We start from the raw sequence: 16,117 nt of genomic DNA, 5'->3' as shown, positions 1-16,117 counted from the left end.
CCGAAGGGGAGATGAGCGAAGCGATGACGGCACACCTGTTCGCGATCAGCTTCGACGCGCGCCAGCCCCTGCGACTCGCGGGGTTCTGGTCGGGGCTTCTCGGCCGGGAGATGGTCGACGACCCGCACGACGGCGTCCTGCTCCTGCCCGCCACCGACACCGATTTCCGGATCCGCTTCGCCCCGGACGAGCGGCCCAAGGTCGTCCAGAACCGGATGCACTTCGACCTGACGAGCAGCTCCCTGGAGGACCAGCGGCGGTCGGTGGCCCGGGCACTGGAACTCGGCGGGCGACACATCGACATCGGCCAGGACCCGGCGGACGATCACGTGGTGCTCGCCGACCCCGAGGGCAACGAGTTCGACGTGATCGGGCCGGGCAACGGGTTCCTCGCCGGCTGCGGACCGATCGGCGCGCTCGCCTGCGACGGCTCGCGGAAGGTCGGCTACTTCTGGAGCGCCGCGCTGGGGTGGCCGCTGGTCTGGGACCAGGGCGAGGAGACCGCGATCCAGTCACCTGAGGGCGGTACGAAGATCTCGTGGGGCGGTCCGCCGTACATGCCGAACGGGGGCCGGGATCGGGTGCGATTCGACATCGCCCCGGCCGCCGGCGTTGACCGGCGGACGGAGATCGACCGTCTGGTCTCGCTCGGAGCGACGGTCGTCGACGCCGACCCGAGCGCTGCCGGCGGCCGAGTGCTGATGGCCGACCCGGACGACGGGGAGTTCTGGCTCCTGACGCCCCGCTAGGGTCTGTGTCGAAGTCCTCCGTCGAGCTGGGCCCGCCGCAGGCCGGCCAGGCGCTCTGACACAGACCCTGGCGCCGTCCACGGCCCGGAGGCCCGCGTCGGGTGCGGACGGCGTACGTCAGTCGAAGACCGAGACGCGGGTGCGGTGGTGTCGGGGGGTTTCGATCTCGTCGATCACCGCGACCGCGAGGTCGGCGTACGACAGGGTCGAGGATCCCGCCGGGGGGACCGAGTCCCCGCCCAGTTGGTAGCGGCCCAGTCGGGGGCCCGCCACGTCCAACATCGCCGGCGGGGTGAGCATGAGCCAGTCGACAGCGGTGTCCGCCGCGCGGAGGCGGTCCAGGCCGGCGGTGTGCGACAGGGCGAACGGGCGCAGGTGGCTCGGGAACACCGCGGGGTCGTCCAGGACCAGGCGGCCGTGCTCGTCGCGAAGGTTGGCGAACAGGCCGATGAGGACGAGGCGACCCACTCCGGCCTCGGTCATTCCGTGCAGGAGCGCGTCGACGGCGTTGACGTAGAACTGGTCGTCGAGGCGGCCGAGGGCGGCCAGGGCCTCGGGTCCCGAGGCGGGGCTGACCGTGCTGACCACGGCGTCGTGACCTCGGGAGATGGTGAACGTGGAGCGCGGGTCCGTGACGTCGCCCCGCACCACCGCGACGCCGTCCGCGCCGATGTCGCCCGTCGTGTCCGGATTCCGGACGACCGCGGTGACCCGGTGACCACGGGCGCGCGCCTCGGCGGTGATGGCCCGTCCCGCTCTGCCGCCCGCCCCGAAGATGGCAATGCCGCTCATGAATCCGTCCCTTGCGTGGTTGTCACTGTGGACCCCGGGAACGGTATCTACGAGATACTGGTTACTGCAAAGGAACTGGGATAGGTTGGGGCATATGGTGACGGATCTGGATCCGGAGATGTTCGATCCGATGTGCCCGTCCGGTGCCATGCCATTCCAGATCGGTGACAAGTGGACCGGAATGGTGGTGCTCTGTCTGGAGGACGGGCCCCGCCGCTTCACCGAGATCCGGGTGCCCCTGCGCACCGTCACGCCGAAGGTGCTGACACAGACCCTGCGGGCGATGGAACGTGACGGGCTGGTGGTGCGCACCGCGTACCCGGAGAATCCGCCCCGTGTCGAGTACGAGCTCACCGAGCTGGGGCGCACCCTGTTGACGCTTATCGAGGCGGCGCGGGCCTGGAGCAGGGATCATCTCCCCGCCCTGCTCAGGGCTCGGGAGGAGTGGACAGGAGCGGCACCGGTCGGTCAGGGTGGTCGGCCGTGAGATACCTGCGTACCGGTGGTCCGGCCGCGATCCGGCGGCCCCGGCCCACCGACTCCGGGGAGTTCGTCGCTGCCACGCGGCGCAGTCGGGACCTGCACCACCCGTGGCTGGTCGCGCCTTCCACACCGGAGGAGTACGACCGCTACCTGCGGCGGATCCGTCGTCGGGACAGTGCCGGTTACCTGATCTGCGACCGGGCCAGCGGTGCGATCGCCGGCTACGTGAACATCAGCGGGATCGTGCTGGGCGCGCTGCGCGGCGGTTACCTGGGCTACGCGGCGTTCCAGCCGTACAGCGGCACCGGGCACGCCTCGGCGGGTGTCGCGCTGGTGATCGACCACGCGTTCCACACGGTCGGGTTGCACCGGCTGGAGGCCAACATCCAACCGGGCAACGAGGCGTCCCGCCGGGTCGCCCGCAAGCTCGGGTTCCGGTTGGAGGGCTTCTCCCCGGACTATCTGTTCATCGACGGCGCCTGGCGCGACCACGAGCGCTGGGCGATCACCGCACCAAACCCCACCTGACCGGCGGCAGGGCGTCACCGCAGGGGCGGAGTCCGCACTTTCACCCGGACCGGGTGATGACGCCCAGTTCCGTGCTCCTTACGGTGGGTGTCATGGCTGCCGTTCGCGCGACCCCTGCCAGCCCTGGTCCGGGCGTTCGGCCAGCAGTGGGAGTTGGAGGCGGTGGGCCGCAGCGGCCACGTCCGGCTTCAGCCGAGCTGACCGCGCCCGACGTTTGTTCGGGGCTCCGACGGGAAACGGCCCGCAATGACGAAACCTCGTGTGGTGATCGTGGGGGCCGGGTTCGCCGGTTACCACGCGGCGAAGACGTTGAGCCGGATCGCCCGGGACCGGGCCGAGATCGTGGTACTGAACTCCACCGACTACTTCCTCTACCTTCCGCTGTTGCCCGAGGTGGCGGCCGGGGTGGTCGAGCCGAAACGGATCGCGGTGCCGCTGACCGGGACGCTCAAGGGCGTACGGGTGGTGGTCGGCGAGGCGGACCACGTCGACCTGCAGAACCGTTGGGTCGGCTTCACCCAGGCGGAGGGGGAGAAGAACCGGCTGGCGTACGACAGGTTGATCCTCGCCGTGGGCAGCGTCAACAAGCTGCTGCCCATCCCGGGGGTGACCGAGTACGCGCACGGCTTCCGCGGCCTGCCCGAGGCCGTCTACCTGCATGATCACATCGTCCGGCAGCTCGAACTGGCCGAGCAGGCCGAGGACCCGGCCGAGCAGCAGGCGCGCTCCACGTTCGTGGTGGTCGGGGCGGGCTACACCGGCACCGAGGTCGCCGCGCACGGGCAGTTGTTCACCGACGCGCTGCACGCCCAGCGGCCCCGGCTCACGGTCCGGCCGCGGTGGATGCTGCTCGACGTGGCCCAGCGGGTGCTGCCCGAGATGGACGAGCGGATGTCGAACACCTCGCACCGGGTGCTCAACCGCCGTGGTGTGGACGTGCGGCTGGGCACGTCCGTGGCGGAGGCCACCTGCGACGGGGTGAAGCTCACCGACGGCGAGTACGTGCCGACCTGCACCCTGGTGTGGTGCGTGGGTGTGCGCCCCGACCCGTTCGTCAACGAGCTGGGTCTGCGCACCGACCGGGGGCGGCTGGTGGTCGACGAGTTCCTCAACGTCCCCGGCTACCCGGAGGTGTTCGCCTGCGGCGACGCCGCCGCCGTGCCCGACCTGGTGAACCCGGGCAAGATCTGCGGGATGACGGCCCAGCACGCGCAGCGGCAGGGCAAGCGCGCGGCGCACAACATCGCGGCGTCGTACGGCTTCGGCAAGCGCAAGCCGTACAAGCACCACGACCTGGGCTGGGTCGTCGACCTCGGTGGCAAGGACGCGGCGGCGAACCCGTTGCAGGTCAACCTGGCCGGCTTGCCGGCCAAGACGGTCACCCGCGCGTACCACCTGATGGCGATGCCGGGCAACCGCACGCGGGTCGGCGCCGACTGGGTGCTGGACGCCGCACTGACCCGCTCGGCGGTCCAACTGGGGCTGGTCCCGGCGAACGCGGTGCCGTTGGAGAGCACCACACCCGAGGTGGCGACCCGGGGCCGCTGAACGACCGCGCCTCAGCCCTGGTGTGCGGGACCGGCCGACCGCGCACCCGGGCCGGCCGGCGGGGCGGGCCGCAGCCGGCGCGGACCGTACTCGCGCAGCAGGGTCTGCACGATGCCGGCGGCGGGAATGGCCAGCAGCGCGCCGAGCAGGCCGGCCAGCTCCGCCGCGAGCAGCACGCTGACCAGCACACTCAGCGGGTTGAGTCGGACCGCGCGGGACAGGATGAGCGGCTGGAGCAGGTGGTTCTCCACCTGCTGGTAGACCACGAAGAAGACAAGCACCACCACCCCGGCGGTGGGGGAGTGCAGAAATCCGGCCCCGGCCGCGATCACCGCGCCGAGGGTCGCACCGACGAGCGGTATCAGGTCGGCCACCGCCACCAGCAGGGCGATCACGGCCGCGAACGGCACCCCGGTGACGACGAGCACCACGAAGGTCAACACACCGCAGAGCACGCTGATCAGCAGGTTGCCGGTGAGATAGCCGGTGACGGTGCGCGACACCTCCCGGCCCACCCGGCGTAGCCGCTCACCCTGACCGTCCCCGGCCACCGCGAGCAGGCCGCGGGTGATCCGCGGTGCCTCCAGGACCATGAGGTACGCCAGCACGATGACCGTGACCAGCCCGGCGACCGTCTCGACGACGCCGCGCAGCACGCCCACCGCGGGTTGCCGCAGCCGGGTACCGACGTCACGGAGCTGCTCGGAGTGCTCGCTGACGTAGCGGCGCGCGCCGGTGCGCTCCAGCAGGTGCCCCCAGGGGCCCCGGCCGGCGCGGGCGTCGTGCAACAACCCCGGTGCCCGGTCGGCGAACCGGCCCAACTCCCCGAACAGCGGCACCAGGATGAGCGCGGCCAGGATCGCCAACAGCACGAACACGACGAGGAACACCAGCAGCGTGGCCAGCGACCGTCGCCGCACGAGACGACGTTGCAGCAGGTCCACGAGGGGCTTGAGCGCGACGGCGAAGAACGCCGCGACCACCGCCCAGACCAGCACCCGGCGGGTCGCGTACACGAAGGCGAGCGCGAACGCGGTGGCCAGCACCAGACCGATCACGATCAGGGTGCGGCGGGCGGTCGTCCGGTCGTCGGCGTTGCTCATCCGCCGCGCCTTCCCCGCGCTCGCCGTCGAAAACCCGGCATTGCGGACGCCCATCCGGCGAGGGGGCCGAAACCGCTCAGCGACGCCCGTTCTGCGGGTGTGCCATTCCACGCCGGACAAGGGCCGTGAGGGGCCGAAGTCGCTCAGTCGTCCGGGTCGCTGAGCGGGTGAGCGCCGGCCACGAACGTGTCGAGGGCCGCGGCGTGCAGCAGCCCGCCGGGCACCGGGTCGCGCAGCGCGGCCACCGCCAGCCGGCCGACCGGCAGCCCGCCGGGTCGGGACGTCGCGGCCAACACCACGTTGCCGTAGCGCCGACCGCGCAGCATCCGCCGGTCGCCGAGCACGCACACGTCGGCGAAGACCGCCCGCACCGTCGCCACCTGGACCCGGGTCGCGACCAGGGGAGGCAGGTCCGTCACGTTGACCAGGAACATCCCGTCGGGGCGCAGGGCACGGGCCACCTCGGCGGCGAACTCGACGGTACGGACGTGCCGGGGCATCCGGGCCGCCCGGTAGATGTCGGCGATCACCAGGTCGCAGGACTCGGCCGGGGTGGCGGCGAGCGCGTCCCGGGCGTCGGCGATCTCCACCCGCACCTGCGGCGGCAGCGGCGGCAACTCCCGGGCGACCAGCTCGACCACCGCCGGGTCCCGCTCGACGACCCGTTGCGGGGAGCCGGGCCGGGTGGCGGCCAGCCAGCGGGGCAGCGTCAACGCGCCACCACCCAGGTGCAGAACACGCAGCGGTACGCCCGCCGGTGCGGCCGCCTCCACCGCCGAGGCGATCCTCCGGACGTACTCGAAGTGCAGGTGCCGGGGATCCTCGACATCCACGTACGACTGCTCGACGCCGGCGGACAGCAGGGTCCGCCCGGTCCGCCGGACCGGATCGGCGACCAGCTCCAGCCCGTCGGCGGCGCGGCTCATGCCCGGCACGCTAACCCAGGCCCACCCGCCGGCCGACGCGCGGCCCGGCACGACCGACGGGCCGGCGGAGCGGAACTGCCCGCGCCCACCGGCCCGTCGCTGCCACTGTGCCGGTCAGCCGCCGGCCATCCCGGCTCCCACCTCGTCGATCGTGTCGTCGATGCGGTGGGCGAGGTCCACGTCGAGCGCGGTCACCCCGTCGGCCTGGCTGGTTCGTACCGTCAACACGGCGGCGGTGTCCCCCGGACGTCCGATGCTCGGGCCGCGCCCGGTGTCCTGACGCATCCGGTCGAGCCGGTCGAGCACCCGGTCCAGGTTGTCCGGAGGCAGCGCGACCACCCGGTAGAGGCCCTGACCGTCGCCGGTCCAGTAGGGCAGGTCGTCGAGCGCCGCCTCGATCTCGTCCGCGTCCAGGGTGGGTGTGGTGGTGGACGCGCCCACCAGGCCACCGCCGGCCTCCGGCGGATTGAGCAGGTCCCGCAACCCGGCCGGTACGTCCAACGACTCGACCAGGTCGCCATCCTGCGCGGCGAGCGCGGCGATCGTCGCCTCCGCCTGGTACCGGGCCTGCTCGGGGGTGTTGCCGCTGATCCGGCCCACCTCGGCCAGGAAGCCGGGCAGGTCGAGGTGTCGCTCGACGCCGTCGACGGGAAGCACGTCGTGCAGAGACGACGGCACCGCCGCGAGTAGGCGCTGCCGCTCGGCGGCTTCCAGGGCGAAGGCGAGGACCAACACTGTCGCCTCGGTGCCGACCTTGGCCGTCTTGAAGTCGACCCCGGCCCGACGCCGTACCTCGTCGACCAGCTCGTGGTAGCCCATGGCGCGTACCCCGGCCGTGCCGCTCGGCGGGGACGGTTGCGGCCGCGGGTTGTCGGCGCTGCCGACCTGCGGCGGTGCCGGCCCACCGCGCGTACTGTCCGGCTTGTGCGGCCCGGCCGACGGTGGGCCGGCCCGCTTGCCCGCATCGAGGCTCGTGAGCTGCTTGGAGGCGCTCAGGCTGGCACCGATCTCGCTGGGTTGGCGATTCTGCTCGCGGGCCTGCCGGGCCAGCGCCCGACGCCGCTGGTTGTCGCCCTCCATCTGCTTGCGCATGGTGGCACCCCTTCCGCTGGGGATCGTGGCTGTGCCAGTCGCCTTCCCGCCGTCCCGGGAGCCGAAACGGACGCCGCCGGGCCGGGTCGGCCCGGTGTCCGCGACGCTTCATCCGGCGGGGGTGAGGGGTGCTCACCCACCCGGCCCGCATGCTCGGGGCAGGACCGAAGTTCTTCCGAGGTACGCGGAAGGAAGGTCGTCATGAAGCAGATCATCGAGATCGTCCCCGCCCGACGCGGCTGGTACGCCCGCTGGCAGCTCACACCGGAGGTCACCAGGTGTTACCCGGTGAGCCTGTGGGCGCTGCTGGAGGAGGCCGACGGGACCGGCCGTGAGGTCATCGGGATGGACTGCATCGGTCAGTGGCCCGGCGCGGACGACAACGAGGCGGGTGGGCAGTTCGTCCGCTATCTGTATCAGACGCCCGATTCGGGAGAGCCCGCGGACGTCGACCCGGCCCCGACCGGCGAACTGCGCGAGGACGGGCCCCGCCTCCAGTCGATGACGACACCCTAGACATTCCTCCGGCCCCCGACCCCAGGTCCCAGGGTCGGGGGCCACCCCGGCGGGGCGGCCCAGGACGACGCCGTCGAAGGCCCGGCCGCCGACCGGAGGCGGCCGCGGATCAGCCGATGGCGCGCAGGTCGTCGGCGGTGTGCTCCACGGTCAGCAACTCGGTCAGACCGGTGCGGTCCAGCATCCGTTGCAGGTGCGGGGCGGCCCCGGTCAGCCGGATCGCCCCGGCGGCGCGGCGCACCACCAGCAGCGCGCTGAGACCGGAGGAGTCACAGAGGCTCACGCCGGTCAGGTCGATCAGCACCTGCTGGTCGTCGCGAAGGTCGGCGGCCACGGCGATCAGCTCGGGCGCGGAGGCGTAGTCGAGCTCGCCGGTCAGCCGCAGTCGGACGTGCCCGGCGTCGAGCCGGGTGGTCTCGATGGTCAACAGCTGGTCGGACATCCCACCATGTTCCCAGCCGGGCGGACGAACGCAAGTCGGGGGCCGGCGACGCTTGCGCCCGCCCCGCTCAGGTACTGGTGACGGTGCCTCGCGAGCCGCGCTGGGATGCCGCTTGCCGGGGACCGGCGTAGGCTGGGCCGCAGAGTTTTGACCATAGACGCCGGTTCCGGTACGGGTTCGGGTGGATGACAAGGAGTGAGGCTCAGCTGGTGACTGCTTCCGACGTCAGGGACTGGGACCCGGGCGACGGACGGCTCGCCACGCCGAGCACACCCCGGTCTCCGGCGTGGCCCGCCGACCGCTCGCCCCACCCCGGCGCCGCCCCGCCGCCTCGGTCCGGCGCCGCTCCGCCGACTCGGTCCGGCGCGACGCAGCCGCCTCGATCCGGCGCGGCCCCGCCGCCGGTGGACCTCGCGCGCGGTTCGGCCGCGCCCGACTGGTTCGAGGTCGTCGAGCACCTCCGTGAGGGCCTGGTGGTCTGTGACGCCGACGGCGTCGTGCGGCACGTCAGTCCGGTGGCCGGGCGGCTGCTGCCCGGCGTACGGCCCGGCGAGCTGCTCAGCGCGGCAGGCGTGCCCGGCCTGAGCGCGGGCAACCCCGGCGGCTTCACCTATCGCGGGCGTCGACTGACCGCCCGCCAGGTGGCGCTCTCCGACGGGCGCTGCTGCTGGTACGTCGAGGACGTCACCGACAGCGTCGGCCGCGCCGACGCGCTGCTCGCCGAGCGGGCCCGCTCGGCCTTCCTGGCCGTGGTCGGTGCCAAGCTGGGTAACCCGCTGCACCCCGACCGGGCGGCCGCGGCTGTCGTCCGACTCGCCGTACCGACACTGGCCGAGGTGGCCGTGCTGGTCCTCGCACCGCGTGCCGGTCGGGCCCGCTGGTGGCGGGCCACGCGCACCGACGACGAGGCACCGACGCTGGACCACGGGGCGCTTCCCGGCGGCGACCTGCCCGGCGCCGTCGCCGACGGGCTGACCGGCGTCGAGCCGCACGCGGTGGACTGGCTGGTCGAGCAGACGGTCGACGCTGGCTGGCTGCCCGAGTCCGCCGAGATCGGCACCGCCGCGCGGGTCGTCCCGCTGCCGGGCCGGGACGCACCGGTCGGTGTGCTGCTGGTCGCCCGTCGCGCCCCCGGCTCGTACGACGACGCCGACGCGGAGCTGATCCGCGCGTTCGCGGCCCGCGCCGGCGCGGCGCTGACCACCGCGCTGCTCTACCGCGACCAGACCGAGGTCGCCGACACCCTCCAGGCAAGCCTGTTGCCGGTCGAGCCGGCCGAAGCCGCGGGCGTGCAGTGGGGCACCGCGTACCGGCCCGCGCAGGCGGGGCTGCGCATCGGGGGTGACTTCTACGGCTCGCACCGGCTCGCCGACGGTGGCTCGGTGTTCTTCCTCGGCGACGTCTCGGGCAAGGGGGTCGAGGCGGCCGTCTTCACCGGCCAGTTGCGCCAGTGCCTACAGGCGCTGCACCGGCTCGAGTCGCACCCCGGGCGGTTGCTGCGGCTGCTCAACGACGCCTTGTTGGAGACGACCCAGGCGCACGGCCAGGGCCGCTTCGCCACCATCGTGCTCGGCGTGGCCCGTCCACAGCGCGACGGCGGCCTCACCCTCACCATGGCCGGCGGCGGGCATCTGCCACCGCTGGTGCTGCGCGCCTCCGGCGCGGTGGAGTCGGTGCCGCTGCGCGGCATGCTGATCGGCGTCGTACCGGACCCGCGCGTCGGCGAGGTGACCGTACGGCTGGCACCGGGGGAGACCTGCCTGCTCTACAGCGACGGGGTGACCGAGGCCCGCGGTGGTCGGCGCGGCGACGAGCAGTTCGGCACCGATCGCCTGGTCGCCGCGGTGACCGACTGCCAACAGATGCCGGCCCCAGCCCTGGCCGAGCGGATCGAGCAGGTCACCTGCGACTGGTTGGCGCAGGGCGACCACGACGACATCGCGGTGCTGGCGCTGCGGGCGACCGGCCCGGGTGGGCGCGCGTCGCGGCACCTGCACGCGGTGCCCGCCCCGCCCGGCGGCGACCGGCGCGGCGAGGTCGACGTGACCACCGCCCCGACCGCCATCGACCTGGGCGACGCGTGACCGCCACCCCGGCCCGCGGCGACCGGCGCGACGAGGTCGACCCGTGACCGCCACCCCGGCCGCGATCGACCCGGGTGACGCGTACGTCGGCTACCTCGACCACCTCGCCGACGCCGACGAGGACGCCGCGATCGACCTGGCGATCGGCCTGCTCGACGGGGGCGTACCGGCGGAACGGGTGCTGCTCGACCTGGTCGCGCCCGCCCAGGCCGAGGTGGGCGAGCGGTGGGCGCGCAACGAGTGGAGCGTCGCGCAGGAGCACGCGGCCACCCACATCAGCGAACGGGTGGTGGCGGCGGTGGCCGCGCACGTCAACCCCCGCCCGACCGGTGGACGGGTCGTGGTCGCGTGCATGGACGGCGAGTGGCACGCGCTGCCGCCCCGGCTGGTGGCCGAGGTGCTGCGGCTGCGCGGCTGGCAGGTGACGTTCCTGGGTGCCAGCGTGCCCGCGGCGCACCTCGTGTCGTACCTGCACCGTTACGACGCGCACGCCGTCGCGCTGGCGTGCGCGCTGCCGATGCGCCTGCCGTACGCCCACCGCATGATCGAGGCCTGCCGCCGCTCGGACGTGCCGGTGGTGGTCGGTGGGCGCGGGTTCGGCACGGACGGCCGGTGGGCACGTCGGCTCGGCGTGGCCTGGGCGCCGGACGCGCCCTCGGCGGCTGCGCTGATCGCCGACGAGCGGGCGTTGCGGGGGGTGTCGCCGGCGTGGTTGGCCCACCTGGCCGACGACGAGTACGCCAGCCTGGTGCGGCGTCGTGCCGAGCTGGTTGACAGCGCGTTGGCCGACCTGCGGGAGCGGGTGCCGGTGACGCGCACGTACACCGCCAGCCAGCTCGACTCCACGGTCAGCGACCTGGGTCACGTCGTGGACTTTCTGGCGGCGGCGGTCTACGTCGACGACGCCTCGTTGTTCACCGAGTTCGTCGAGTGGCTGTCGGAGATCCTGCGCAGTCGGGGCGTGCCCGCGGCGGCCGTGGCCCATCCCCTGGAGCACTACGCCGTCGCGCTGCGCGACTTCCCCCGGGCGGGGCGCGTGCTGGCCGTGGGGCGCGCCGCGCTGCCCGACGACGGCCGCTGAGCGTCCACCCGCCGACGCCGGTGTCGATCACCGCGCCCTGCGGTTCGCGGGGCGACCCTGCGTATACTTGCCGCACCGCAAATGTCCCACCCGCGGGTGGAGCGAGGGGGAGAACGGTGACGTTCAGCGTCAGCTACGTCGAGAGCGACGGCGGTGGCGCCTGCCTGCGTCTGGCGGGCGAGCTGGACATGAGCACGGCCCCCCAGCTGACGGCCGCGATCGACAGCCTCACGGCCGACGGCGAGTCCCGGGTGCTGCTCGACCTCACCGACCTCACGTTCTGCGATTCCACAGGCATGGCGGTGTTCGTCCGGGGGGACAATCAGGCGGCGGCCGACGGTGGCTGGCTTCGGCTCGTCGGTGCCCACGGTCGCGTCGAGCGGGTGTTGCGGGTGACCGGCCTGGCCGAGGTGTTGCGCTACGAACCGGAATCGGTCGACCCCGCGTCCCGCAGCGCCCCCTGATGGGCTAGATTTCCCCGCCAACACGGTGACCGTCAGGTCCCGTCCCCGCCGACTCCGAGGCAGGTAGTGATGGGCGTAGACAGCCCACAACCGGTACGCATCCTGGTGGTCGACGACGACCCGGGCGACGTCCTGATGATCGAGGAGGCGTTGGCGGATTCCGACGTCGAAAAGGTCATCGACGTGGTCAGCGACGGCGAGGAGGCGATGGAGTTCCTGCGCGCCGAGGGCCGCCACGAGCACGCCCGCCGACCGGACGTGATCCTGCTGGACCTGAACATGCCGCGGATGGACGGCCGGCAGGTGCTCGGCGCGGTCAAGCAGGACGAGGATCTGCGCACCATCCCGATCGTGGTGCTGACCACCTCCAACGCCGACACCGACATCGTCGGCAGCTACACGTTGCAGGCCAACGCGTACGTCACCAAGCCGATCGACCTGGACGACTTCAACGACGTGGTCCGCCGCATCGACGAGTTCTTCGGCCGGGTGGTCGTGCTGCCCAAGCGCGCCTGACACGGGCCCTCGCGCACGCATGCTGAACATTTTTCCCGAACCGCCTCGGCGGTCGCGGTCGCGGCCGAGGATCCAGGTGGGGAAGTAACAGCAGCTGCCTGGGGGGCGACAGGATGAGATTCTCCGTCGTTGAGACCGGTTACGACAAGCGGCAGGTGGATTCGTGCCTGGACGAGTTGGGGATCCGGCTGTCCCGGCTCGCGGCGCGTGCCGGGGGTGCCGCCGAAGCCTCCCCTGAGTGGGACGAGATCCGGCAGGAGGCGGCCTGGCTCAGCGGGCTCCTCCAACGGCTCGACCTCGGCGACACCGCCGGCACCCGATCTGCCGGTGACGCCGTGCGGGGCGAGGCCGCCGAGATCCTGGCCCGGGCCCGCGCCGAGCTGGACGAGGCCCGCGCGGAGGCGCGGCGGGTGCGGGAGCGGGCGTACGAGGAGGCCGTGCAGGCCCGGCGCGACTTCGAGGCCGCGCTGTACGTCCGGCGGCGGCGCGAGGCCCGGCTGGACGAGATCCTCGCCCAGGTGACGCCGGAGCAGGTGCCCGCCGACACCCCGACCGCCGCTGCCGGCGTACCGGGGGGTCGGCTGGTGGCCGGCGGGCTGGATCCGGGCGCGAAGCCGCCGTCCGGCCGTCGCTGAGACCTGGGGCTCCGGCTCAGGTGAGCGCTGCCGCGACGGTGGCGGCCCGTTCCTCGTGCTGGGCGTACGCGTCGGGGTAGGCGGAGATCTGTACGGCCTGGGCGGCGGCGGTGACGCTCATGTCCTGCCAGCCCGGGATCTCGTTGAGGGCGCTGTAGAAGGCCCGTGCGGCGTACGACGGGCGCATCAGTTCGGCCACCGTGCCCCAGCCGCTGCTGGGCCGCTGCTGGAACAACCCGACCGAGTCGTGGTCGGAGCCGCTGCCCTGGTTGGGATAGTCGAACGACTCGGGGAGGACGTCGCTGGCCAGGTTGTAGAGGTTGCTCTCCTGCATGGCGGTGGACAGTGCCACCACCAGGGCGCGACGCGGCATCTTCAGGTCCAGGCCGACGTCCACGATGATCTTCGCATTGTCCATCTGTGCCTGGTCGAGGCCGGCGACCGGTCGGGGTCGGCGGGGCTTGACCGGCTTCCTGGGCGCCTTGCGGGCGACGGTCGGCGCGGGGGTGGGCGTCGCCGTCGGGCTGGGGAGGATCCGCGCGGGGGCGAGGTCACGGTCCAGCGAGCGGGAGGCACGTTCGTCGGCGATGGCGGCCCGGTCGGCCACCGCCTCGGCGAGCGGCTCCACCGTCCGGGGCGTGTCGTCGTCGTTGCCCCGGGCGGTGGCGACCGCGACGAGGCTGAGGCAGCAGGTGACACCGGTGGCCAGGGCGACCCGCACCGGGGTCGAGCCCAGCAGGGAACGCCGGGGCGGTTCGGGGACGCGGTGACGGCCGATCGTCCGTTCGGTTGATGCGGCGTCGCCGGAAGGGGTGGTCGGGCGCGCGTCGGTCAGCTTCTGGTCGGCGGGGTCGTCGGGATGCACCTGACGAGGCTAGAGAAGCGGCCGCCCGATGCCATCGGCCCTTCCGGTGGCATGCGCCACAATTTGCCCCGATCGTGGTGACTTCAAGCCCCAAAAGGTAGCAGCACTCATAACCCTCGCCGATCGGACCAGACGGTTATTCCCGATTCGCCGGGCGGTTGCGGTCGGGCATTCGTGCCTGCCGTCGAGAATCCAGCCTCGACCGAGGATCACCCGATTGCCCGATGCCAACTCCACCGAAAGGTCAGTGCCGCCTCACGCAGTCGCATGATCGTGCTCGATCCTGGATAGAGGGGCCTCAATGACGAACGATGCCACTACAACCAGGATCAAGCACGATCATGAGGCGGGGCGGCCGAGGAAGGTCGGCGGGGGCGAGCGCGACCGAGGTCAGTGTCGGCCGTTCTCCGCCGGCGTGACGGTCAGTCGATGCCGGCTGGCGTCGCCACTGGAGAACGGCCAGAGCCGGTCGGCGTACTCGACCAGGTCGGCCAGTTGATCTCGGCTCAGCCCGGCGGAGGAGATCGAGGCGTGCACGTCGGCCCGGTACAGGCCGTCGTCGTCGCGCCCCAGCTTCGCCTCCGCCCGCACCTGCACGGTGTGTGCCTCGTCGGTGATCTCCCCGGCCGCCTCGACCGCCGCGTGGTGCAGGCAGGACGCGAAGGCGGCGGCCAGCAACTGCTCCGGTCTCAGCCCCGTGCAGTGCGCCGCCAGCGGCGAGGCCAGCGGGGTGGAGAGCCCCCCGTCGTCGGTGCGTACGTGACCGCCCTCGGCGGTCGCTGTGGCCTCACGCAGCCAGGAACTCTGATCCGGCATCGCGTTCTCCCGTCGCTCACCGGCTCGGCTACCCGGCCGCCGCCCGCCGAAACGCCGTTGAGCCCACGGTCAGCGCCCGGAGGCCCCGCTCGGCTCGTCGACCATGGCCACCGCCTCGGTCACCTCGGCGGCAGCCCGTTCGGTCCACGGCGACGTCGGGGTCGACCGGCGGGGCGCCGGGATCGTCATCGGGACGTACACCCGGGCGTCCACGGCCTCGGCCAGCAGCAGTGCCGCGACCATGCTGGTCGGGCGCTGGTCGGGATCGTCGGCCAGGCAGGAGTGGCACAACTCGGCCACCTCCGGCGGGAGCCCGTCGATCTCGGGCAGCGGGCTCGGCGGCTCCCGACGGCGTACGCCGAGCAGTTCGTTGGTGGTGGCCGCGTGGTACGGCAGGCGGGCGGTGAGGCAGTAGTAGAGCAGCACGCCGAGCGCGTACATGTCGGCGGCGGGGGTGGCCGGCGCCCGCTGCAACTGCTCGGGCGCCAGGTAGGCAGGTGTGCCCAGCACCATGCCGGTCGGGGTCGGATCGGGTGCGCCGGCGGGGGCGGCGATGCCGAAGTCGAGCACCTTCACGCCCGACGGGGTGAGCATGACGTTCGCGGGTTTGACGTCGCGGTGCACGATGCCCTCGGCGTGCGCGGCGGCCAGCGCCGCGGCGACCTCCGCGCAGACCCGCACCGAGATCCGCCAGTCCAGTGGGCCGGCCCGCAGGTGCGCGGCGAGTGTCTCGCCCTCGGCCAGCTCCATCACGATGTAGGGCAGCGCCCGACCCGGCCAGGTCGAGGCGGTGCCGAAGTCGTGCACGCTCGCCACGTTCGGGTGCACCAGGCGGGCGGCCGACCGGGCCTCCGCGCGGATCCGGTCCACCGGGCCGTCCGGGCCATCCTGGCCGTCCGGAGCGTCCGCGCCGGGCAGGATGAGCTTCACCGCGACCGGCCGGTCCAGCACCTGGTCGTGCGCCCGCCACACCTCGGACATGCCACCCACGCCGATGCGCTGCTCGAGCTGGTACCGCCCGTCCAGTGTGCGCATCGACCACTCCTCGCCCTCACTCCGCCGACGGCGGGTGCTCCGATCGCGGTACCCGGCCGCCAAGCTGGGCAAACCGCAGCGGTGTTCGGGGTGGCCCCCGCGCGCACCACGCTGCGCCGACGACGGCGGGTGCGGTAACTTGCGAACCAGAGCCGGTGTCACCGAATGTGCCGGCACGGTCACCCCAGGGAGTGCCGCGATGGGCGAGGTCACCGTACGCTTCGTCGGCGGACCTGCGGACGGCCTGGTCCGGCTGCTGCCGGCCGGGTCGGACGGCACCCCACCACAGCGATGGATCATGCGGCACCCGGACGGCACCGGTCCGGTGCAGCCCGGCCCCGACCACCTCTACGAACGCGACAGGCCCGACGACGCGGGCGGTTGGAGCATGCGGTTCGTGCGCACCGACGCGTCCGGGGTGTCCGAGTGACCACGGGGCGGG

Annotated in this window: 19 protein-coding genes; 11 read left to right on the top strand and 8 right to left on the bottom strand. The window is 72.9% G+C overall.

The features are described 5' to 3' along the window. Window positions 1-11 precede the first annotated feature (11 nt). Window positions 12-749, top strand: a complete 738-nt coding sequence (locus tag ACGFIW_RS21290) for a VOC family protein (protein WP_393318232.1) — start codon at window positions 12-14, stop codon at window positions 747-749. 117 nt (window positions 750-866) lie between these two features. Here ACGFIW_RS21290 and ACGFIW_RS21285 read toward each other — a convergent pair whose 3' ends face one another. Continuing rightward, on the bottom strand, window positions 867-1,541 hold the full coding sequence (locus ACGFIW_RS21285) for an NAD(P)-dependent oxidoreductase (RefSeq protein WP_393318229.1): 675 nt from the start codon (window positions 1,539-1,541) through the stop codon (window positions 867-869). Window positions 1,542-1,635: 94 nt separating this feature from the next. Here ACGFIW_RS21285 and ACGFIW_RS21280 point away from each other — a divergent pair, with 94 nt between their 5' ends. The 3 genes from ACGFIW_RS21280 (at window position 1,636) to ACGFIW_RS21270 (ending at window position 4,100) form a co-directional block, all read left to right on the top strand. Then, the gene (locus ACGFIW_RS21280; protein WP_393318226.1) at window positions 1,636-2,028 is read left to right on the top strand and encodes a winged helix-turn-helix transcriptional regulator; all 393 of its coding nucleotides are present in this window, start codon (window positions 1,636-1,638) and stop codon (window positions 2,026-2,028) included. Beyond that, entirely contained in the window at window positions 2,025-2,552 is a 528-nt protein-coding gene (locus ACGFIW_RS21275; protein WP_393318223.1) for a GNAT family N-acetyltransferase, read from the top strand. The genes ACGFIW_RS21280 and ACGFIW_RS21275 overlap by 4 nt, the downstream gene beginning before the upstream one ends. A gap of 246 nt (window positions 2,553-2,798) precedes the next feature. Next, window positions 2,799-4,100, top strand: a complete 1,302-nt coding sequence (locus ACGFIW_RS21270) for an NAD(P)/FAD-dependent oxidoreductase (protein ID WP_393318221.1) — start codon at window positions 2,799-2,801, stop codon at window positions 4,098-4,100. An 11-nt stretch (window positions 4,101-4,111) separates the two neighbouring features. On the opposite strand, the gene ACGFIW_RS21265 is transcribed toward ACGFIW_RS21270, so the two are convergent. The 3 genes from ACGFIW_RS21265 to ACGFIW_RS21255 form a co-directional block, all read right to left on the bottom strand. Further along, the gene (locus ACGFIW_RS21265) at window positions 4,112-5,203 is read right to left on the bottom strand and encodes an AI-2E family transporter (protein WP_393318218.1); all 1,092 of its coding nucleotides are present in this window, start codon (window positions 5,201-5,203) and stop codon (window positions 4,112-4,114) included. Window positions 5,204-5,346: 143 nt separating this feature from the next. Next, window positions 5,347-6,129: a spermidine synthase gene (locus ACGFIW_RS21260; protein ID WP_393318215.1), complete on the bottom strand. Its 783-nt coding sequence runs from the start codon at window positions 6,127-6,129 to the stop codon at window positions 5,347-5,349. A 114-nt stretch (window positions 6,130-6,243) separates the two neighbouring features. Then, a complete protein-coding gene (locus tag ACGFIW_RS21255; protein ID WP_393318212.1) occupies window positions 6,244-7,221 on the bottom strand; it encodes a DUF2267 domain-containing protein in 978 nt (325 codons plus the stop codon). Between the two features lie 201 nt (window positions 7,222-7,422). On the opposite strand from ACGFIW_RS21255, the gene ACGFIW_RS21250 reads away from it, so the two are divergent. After that, window positions 7,423-7,737, top strand: coding sequence for a hypothetical protein (locus tag ACGFIW_RS21250; RefSeq protein WP_393318209.1), 315 nt, complete (start codon window positions 7,423-7,425; stop codon window positions 7,735-7,737). Window positions 7,738-7,846: 109 nt separating this feature from the next. On the opposite strand, the gene ACGFIW_RS21245 is transcribed toward ACGFIW_RS21250, so the two are convergent. Further along, window positions 7,847-8,179: an STAS domain-containing protein gene (locus tag ACGFIW_RS21245; protein WP_393318206.1), complete on the bottom strand. Its 333-nt coding sequence runs from the start codon at window positions 8,177-8,179 to the stop codon at window positions 7,847-7,849. Window positions 8,180-8,388: 209 nt separating this feature from the next. Between ACGFIW_RS21245 and ACGFIW_RS21240 the strand changes: the two genes are divergently transcribed. The 5 genes from ACGFIW_RS21240 (at window position 8,389) to ACGFIW_RS21220 (ending at window position 12,959) form a co-directional block, all read left to right on the top strand. Then, window positions 8,389-10,263: a SpoIIE family protein phosphatase gene (locus tag ACGFIW_RS21240; protein ID WP_393318203.1), complete on the top strand. Its 1,875-nt coding sequence runs from the start codon at window positions 8,389-8,391 to the stop codon at window positions 10,261-10,263. 43 nt (window positions 10,264-10,306) lie between these two features. Further along, the gene (locus ACGFIW_RS21235) at window positions 10,307-11,344 is read left to right on the top strand and encodes a B12-binding domain-containing protein (RefSeq protein WP_393318200.1); all 1,038 of its coding nucleotides are present in this window, start codon (window positions 10,307-10,309) and stop codon (window positions 11,342-11,344) included. 116 nt (window positions 11,345-11,460) lie between these two features. After that, window positions 11,461-11,808 carry an STAS domain-containing protein gene (locus ACGFIW_RS21230; RefSeq protein ID WP_393318197.1) on the top strand — a complete coding sequence of 116 codons (348 nt, stop codon included), beginning with the start codon at window positions 11,461-11,463 and terminating at the stop codon, window positions 11,806-11,808. Between the two features lie 69 nt (window positions 11,809-11,877). Next, window positions 11,878-12,324, top strand: coding sequence for a response regulator (locus ACGFIW_RS21225; protein ID WP_357080406.1), 447 nt, complete (start codon window positions 11,878-11,880; stop codon window positions 12,322-12,324). A gap of 113 nt (window positions 12,325-12,437) precedes the next feature. Beyond that, entirely contained in the window at window positions 12,438-12,959 is a 522-nt protein-coding gene (locus ACGFIW_RS21220; RefSeq protein ID WP_393318194.1) for an ATPase, read from the top strand. A 16-nt stretch (window positions 12,960-12,975) separates the two neighbouring features. Here the strand turns inward: ACGFIW_RS21220 and ACGFIW_RS21215 are convergent, their stop codons facing one another. The 3 genes from ACGFIW_RS21215 to ACGFIW_RS21205 form a co-directional block, all read right to left on the bottom strand. Beyond that, a complete protein-coding gene (locus ACGFIW_RS21215) occupies window positions 12,976-13,824 on the bottom strand; it encodes a hypothetical protein (RefSeq protein WP_393318191.1) in 849 nt (282 codons plus the stop codon). A gap of 390 nt (window positions 13,825-14,214) precedes the next feature. Next, a complete protein-coding gene (locus ACGFIW_RS21210; protein ID WP_355033508.1) occupies window positions 14,215-14,640 on the bottom strand; it encodes an OsmC family protein in 426 nt (141 codons plus the stop codon). 69 nt (window positions 14,641-14,709) lie between these two features. Then, a complete protein-coding gene (locus ACGFIW_RS21205; protein ID WP_393318188.1) occupies window positions 14,710-15,675 on the bottom strand; it encodes a serine/threonine-protein kinase in 966 nt (321 codons plus the stop codon). Between the two features lie 199 nt (window positions 15,676-15,874). On the opposite strand from ACGFIW_RS21205, the gene ACGFIW_RS21200 reads away from it, so the two are divergent. Then, window positions 15,875-16,105 carry a hypothetical protein gene (locus ACGFIW_RS21200; RefSeq protein ID WP_393318185.1) on the top strand — a complete coding sequence of 77 codons (231 nt, stop codon included), beginning with the start codon at window positions 15,875-15,877 and terminating at the stop codon, window positions 16,103-16,105. Window positions 16,106-16,117: the final 12 nt, after the last annotated feature.

Source organism: Micromonospora sp. NPDC048935, from assembly GCF_043197875.1.
Taxonomy (GTDB): domain Bacteria; phylum Actinomycetota; class Actinomycetes; order Mycobacteriales; family Micromonosporaceae; genus Micromonospora.
The sequence above is the reverse complement of the archived record's forward strand: the minus strand, read 5'-3'. Positions and strand labels throughout refer to the sequence as shown.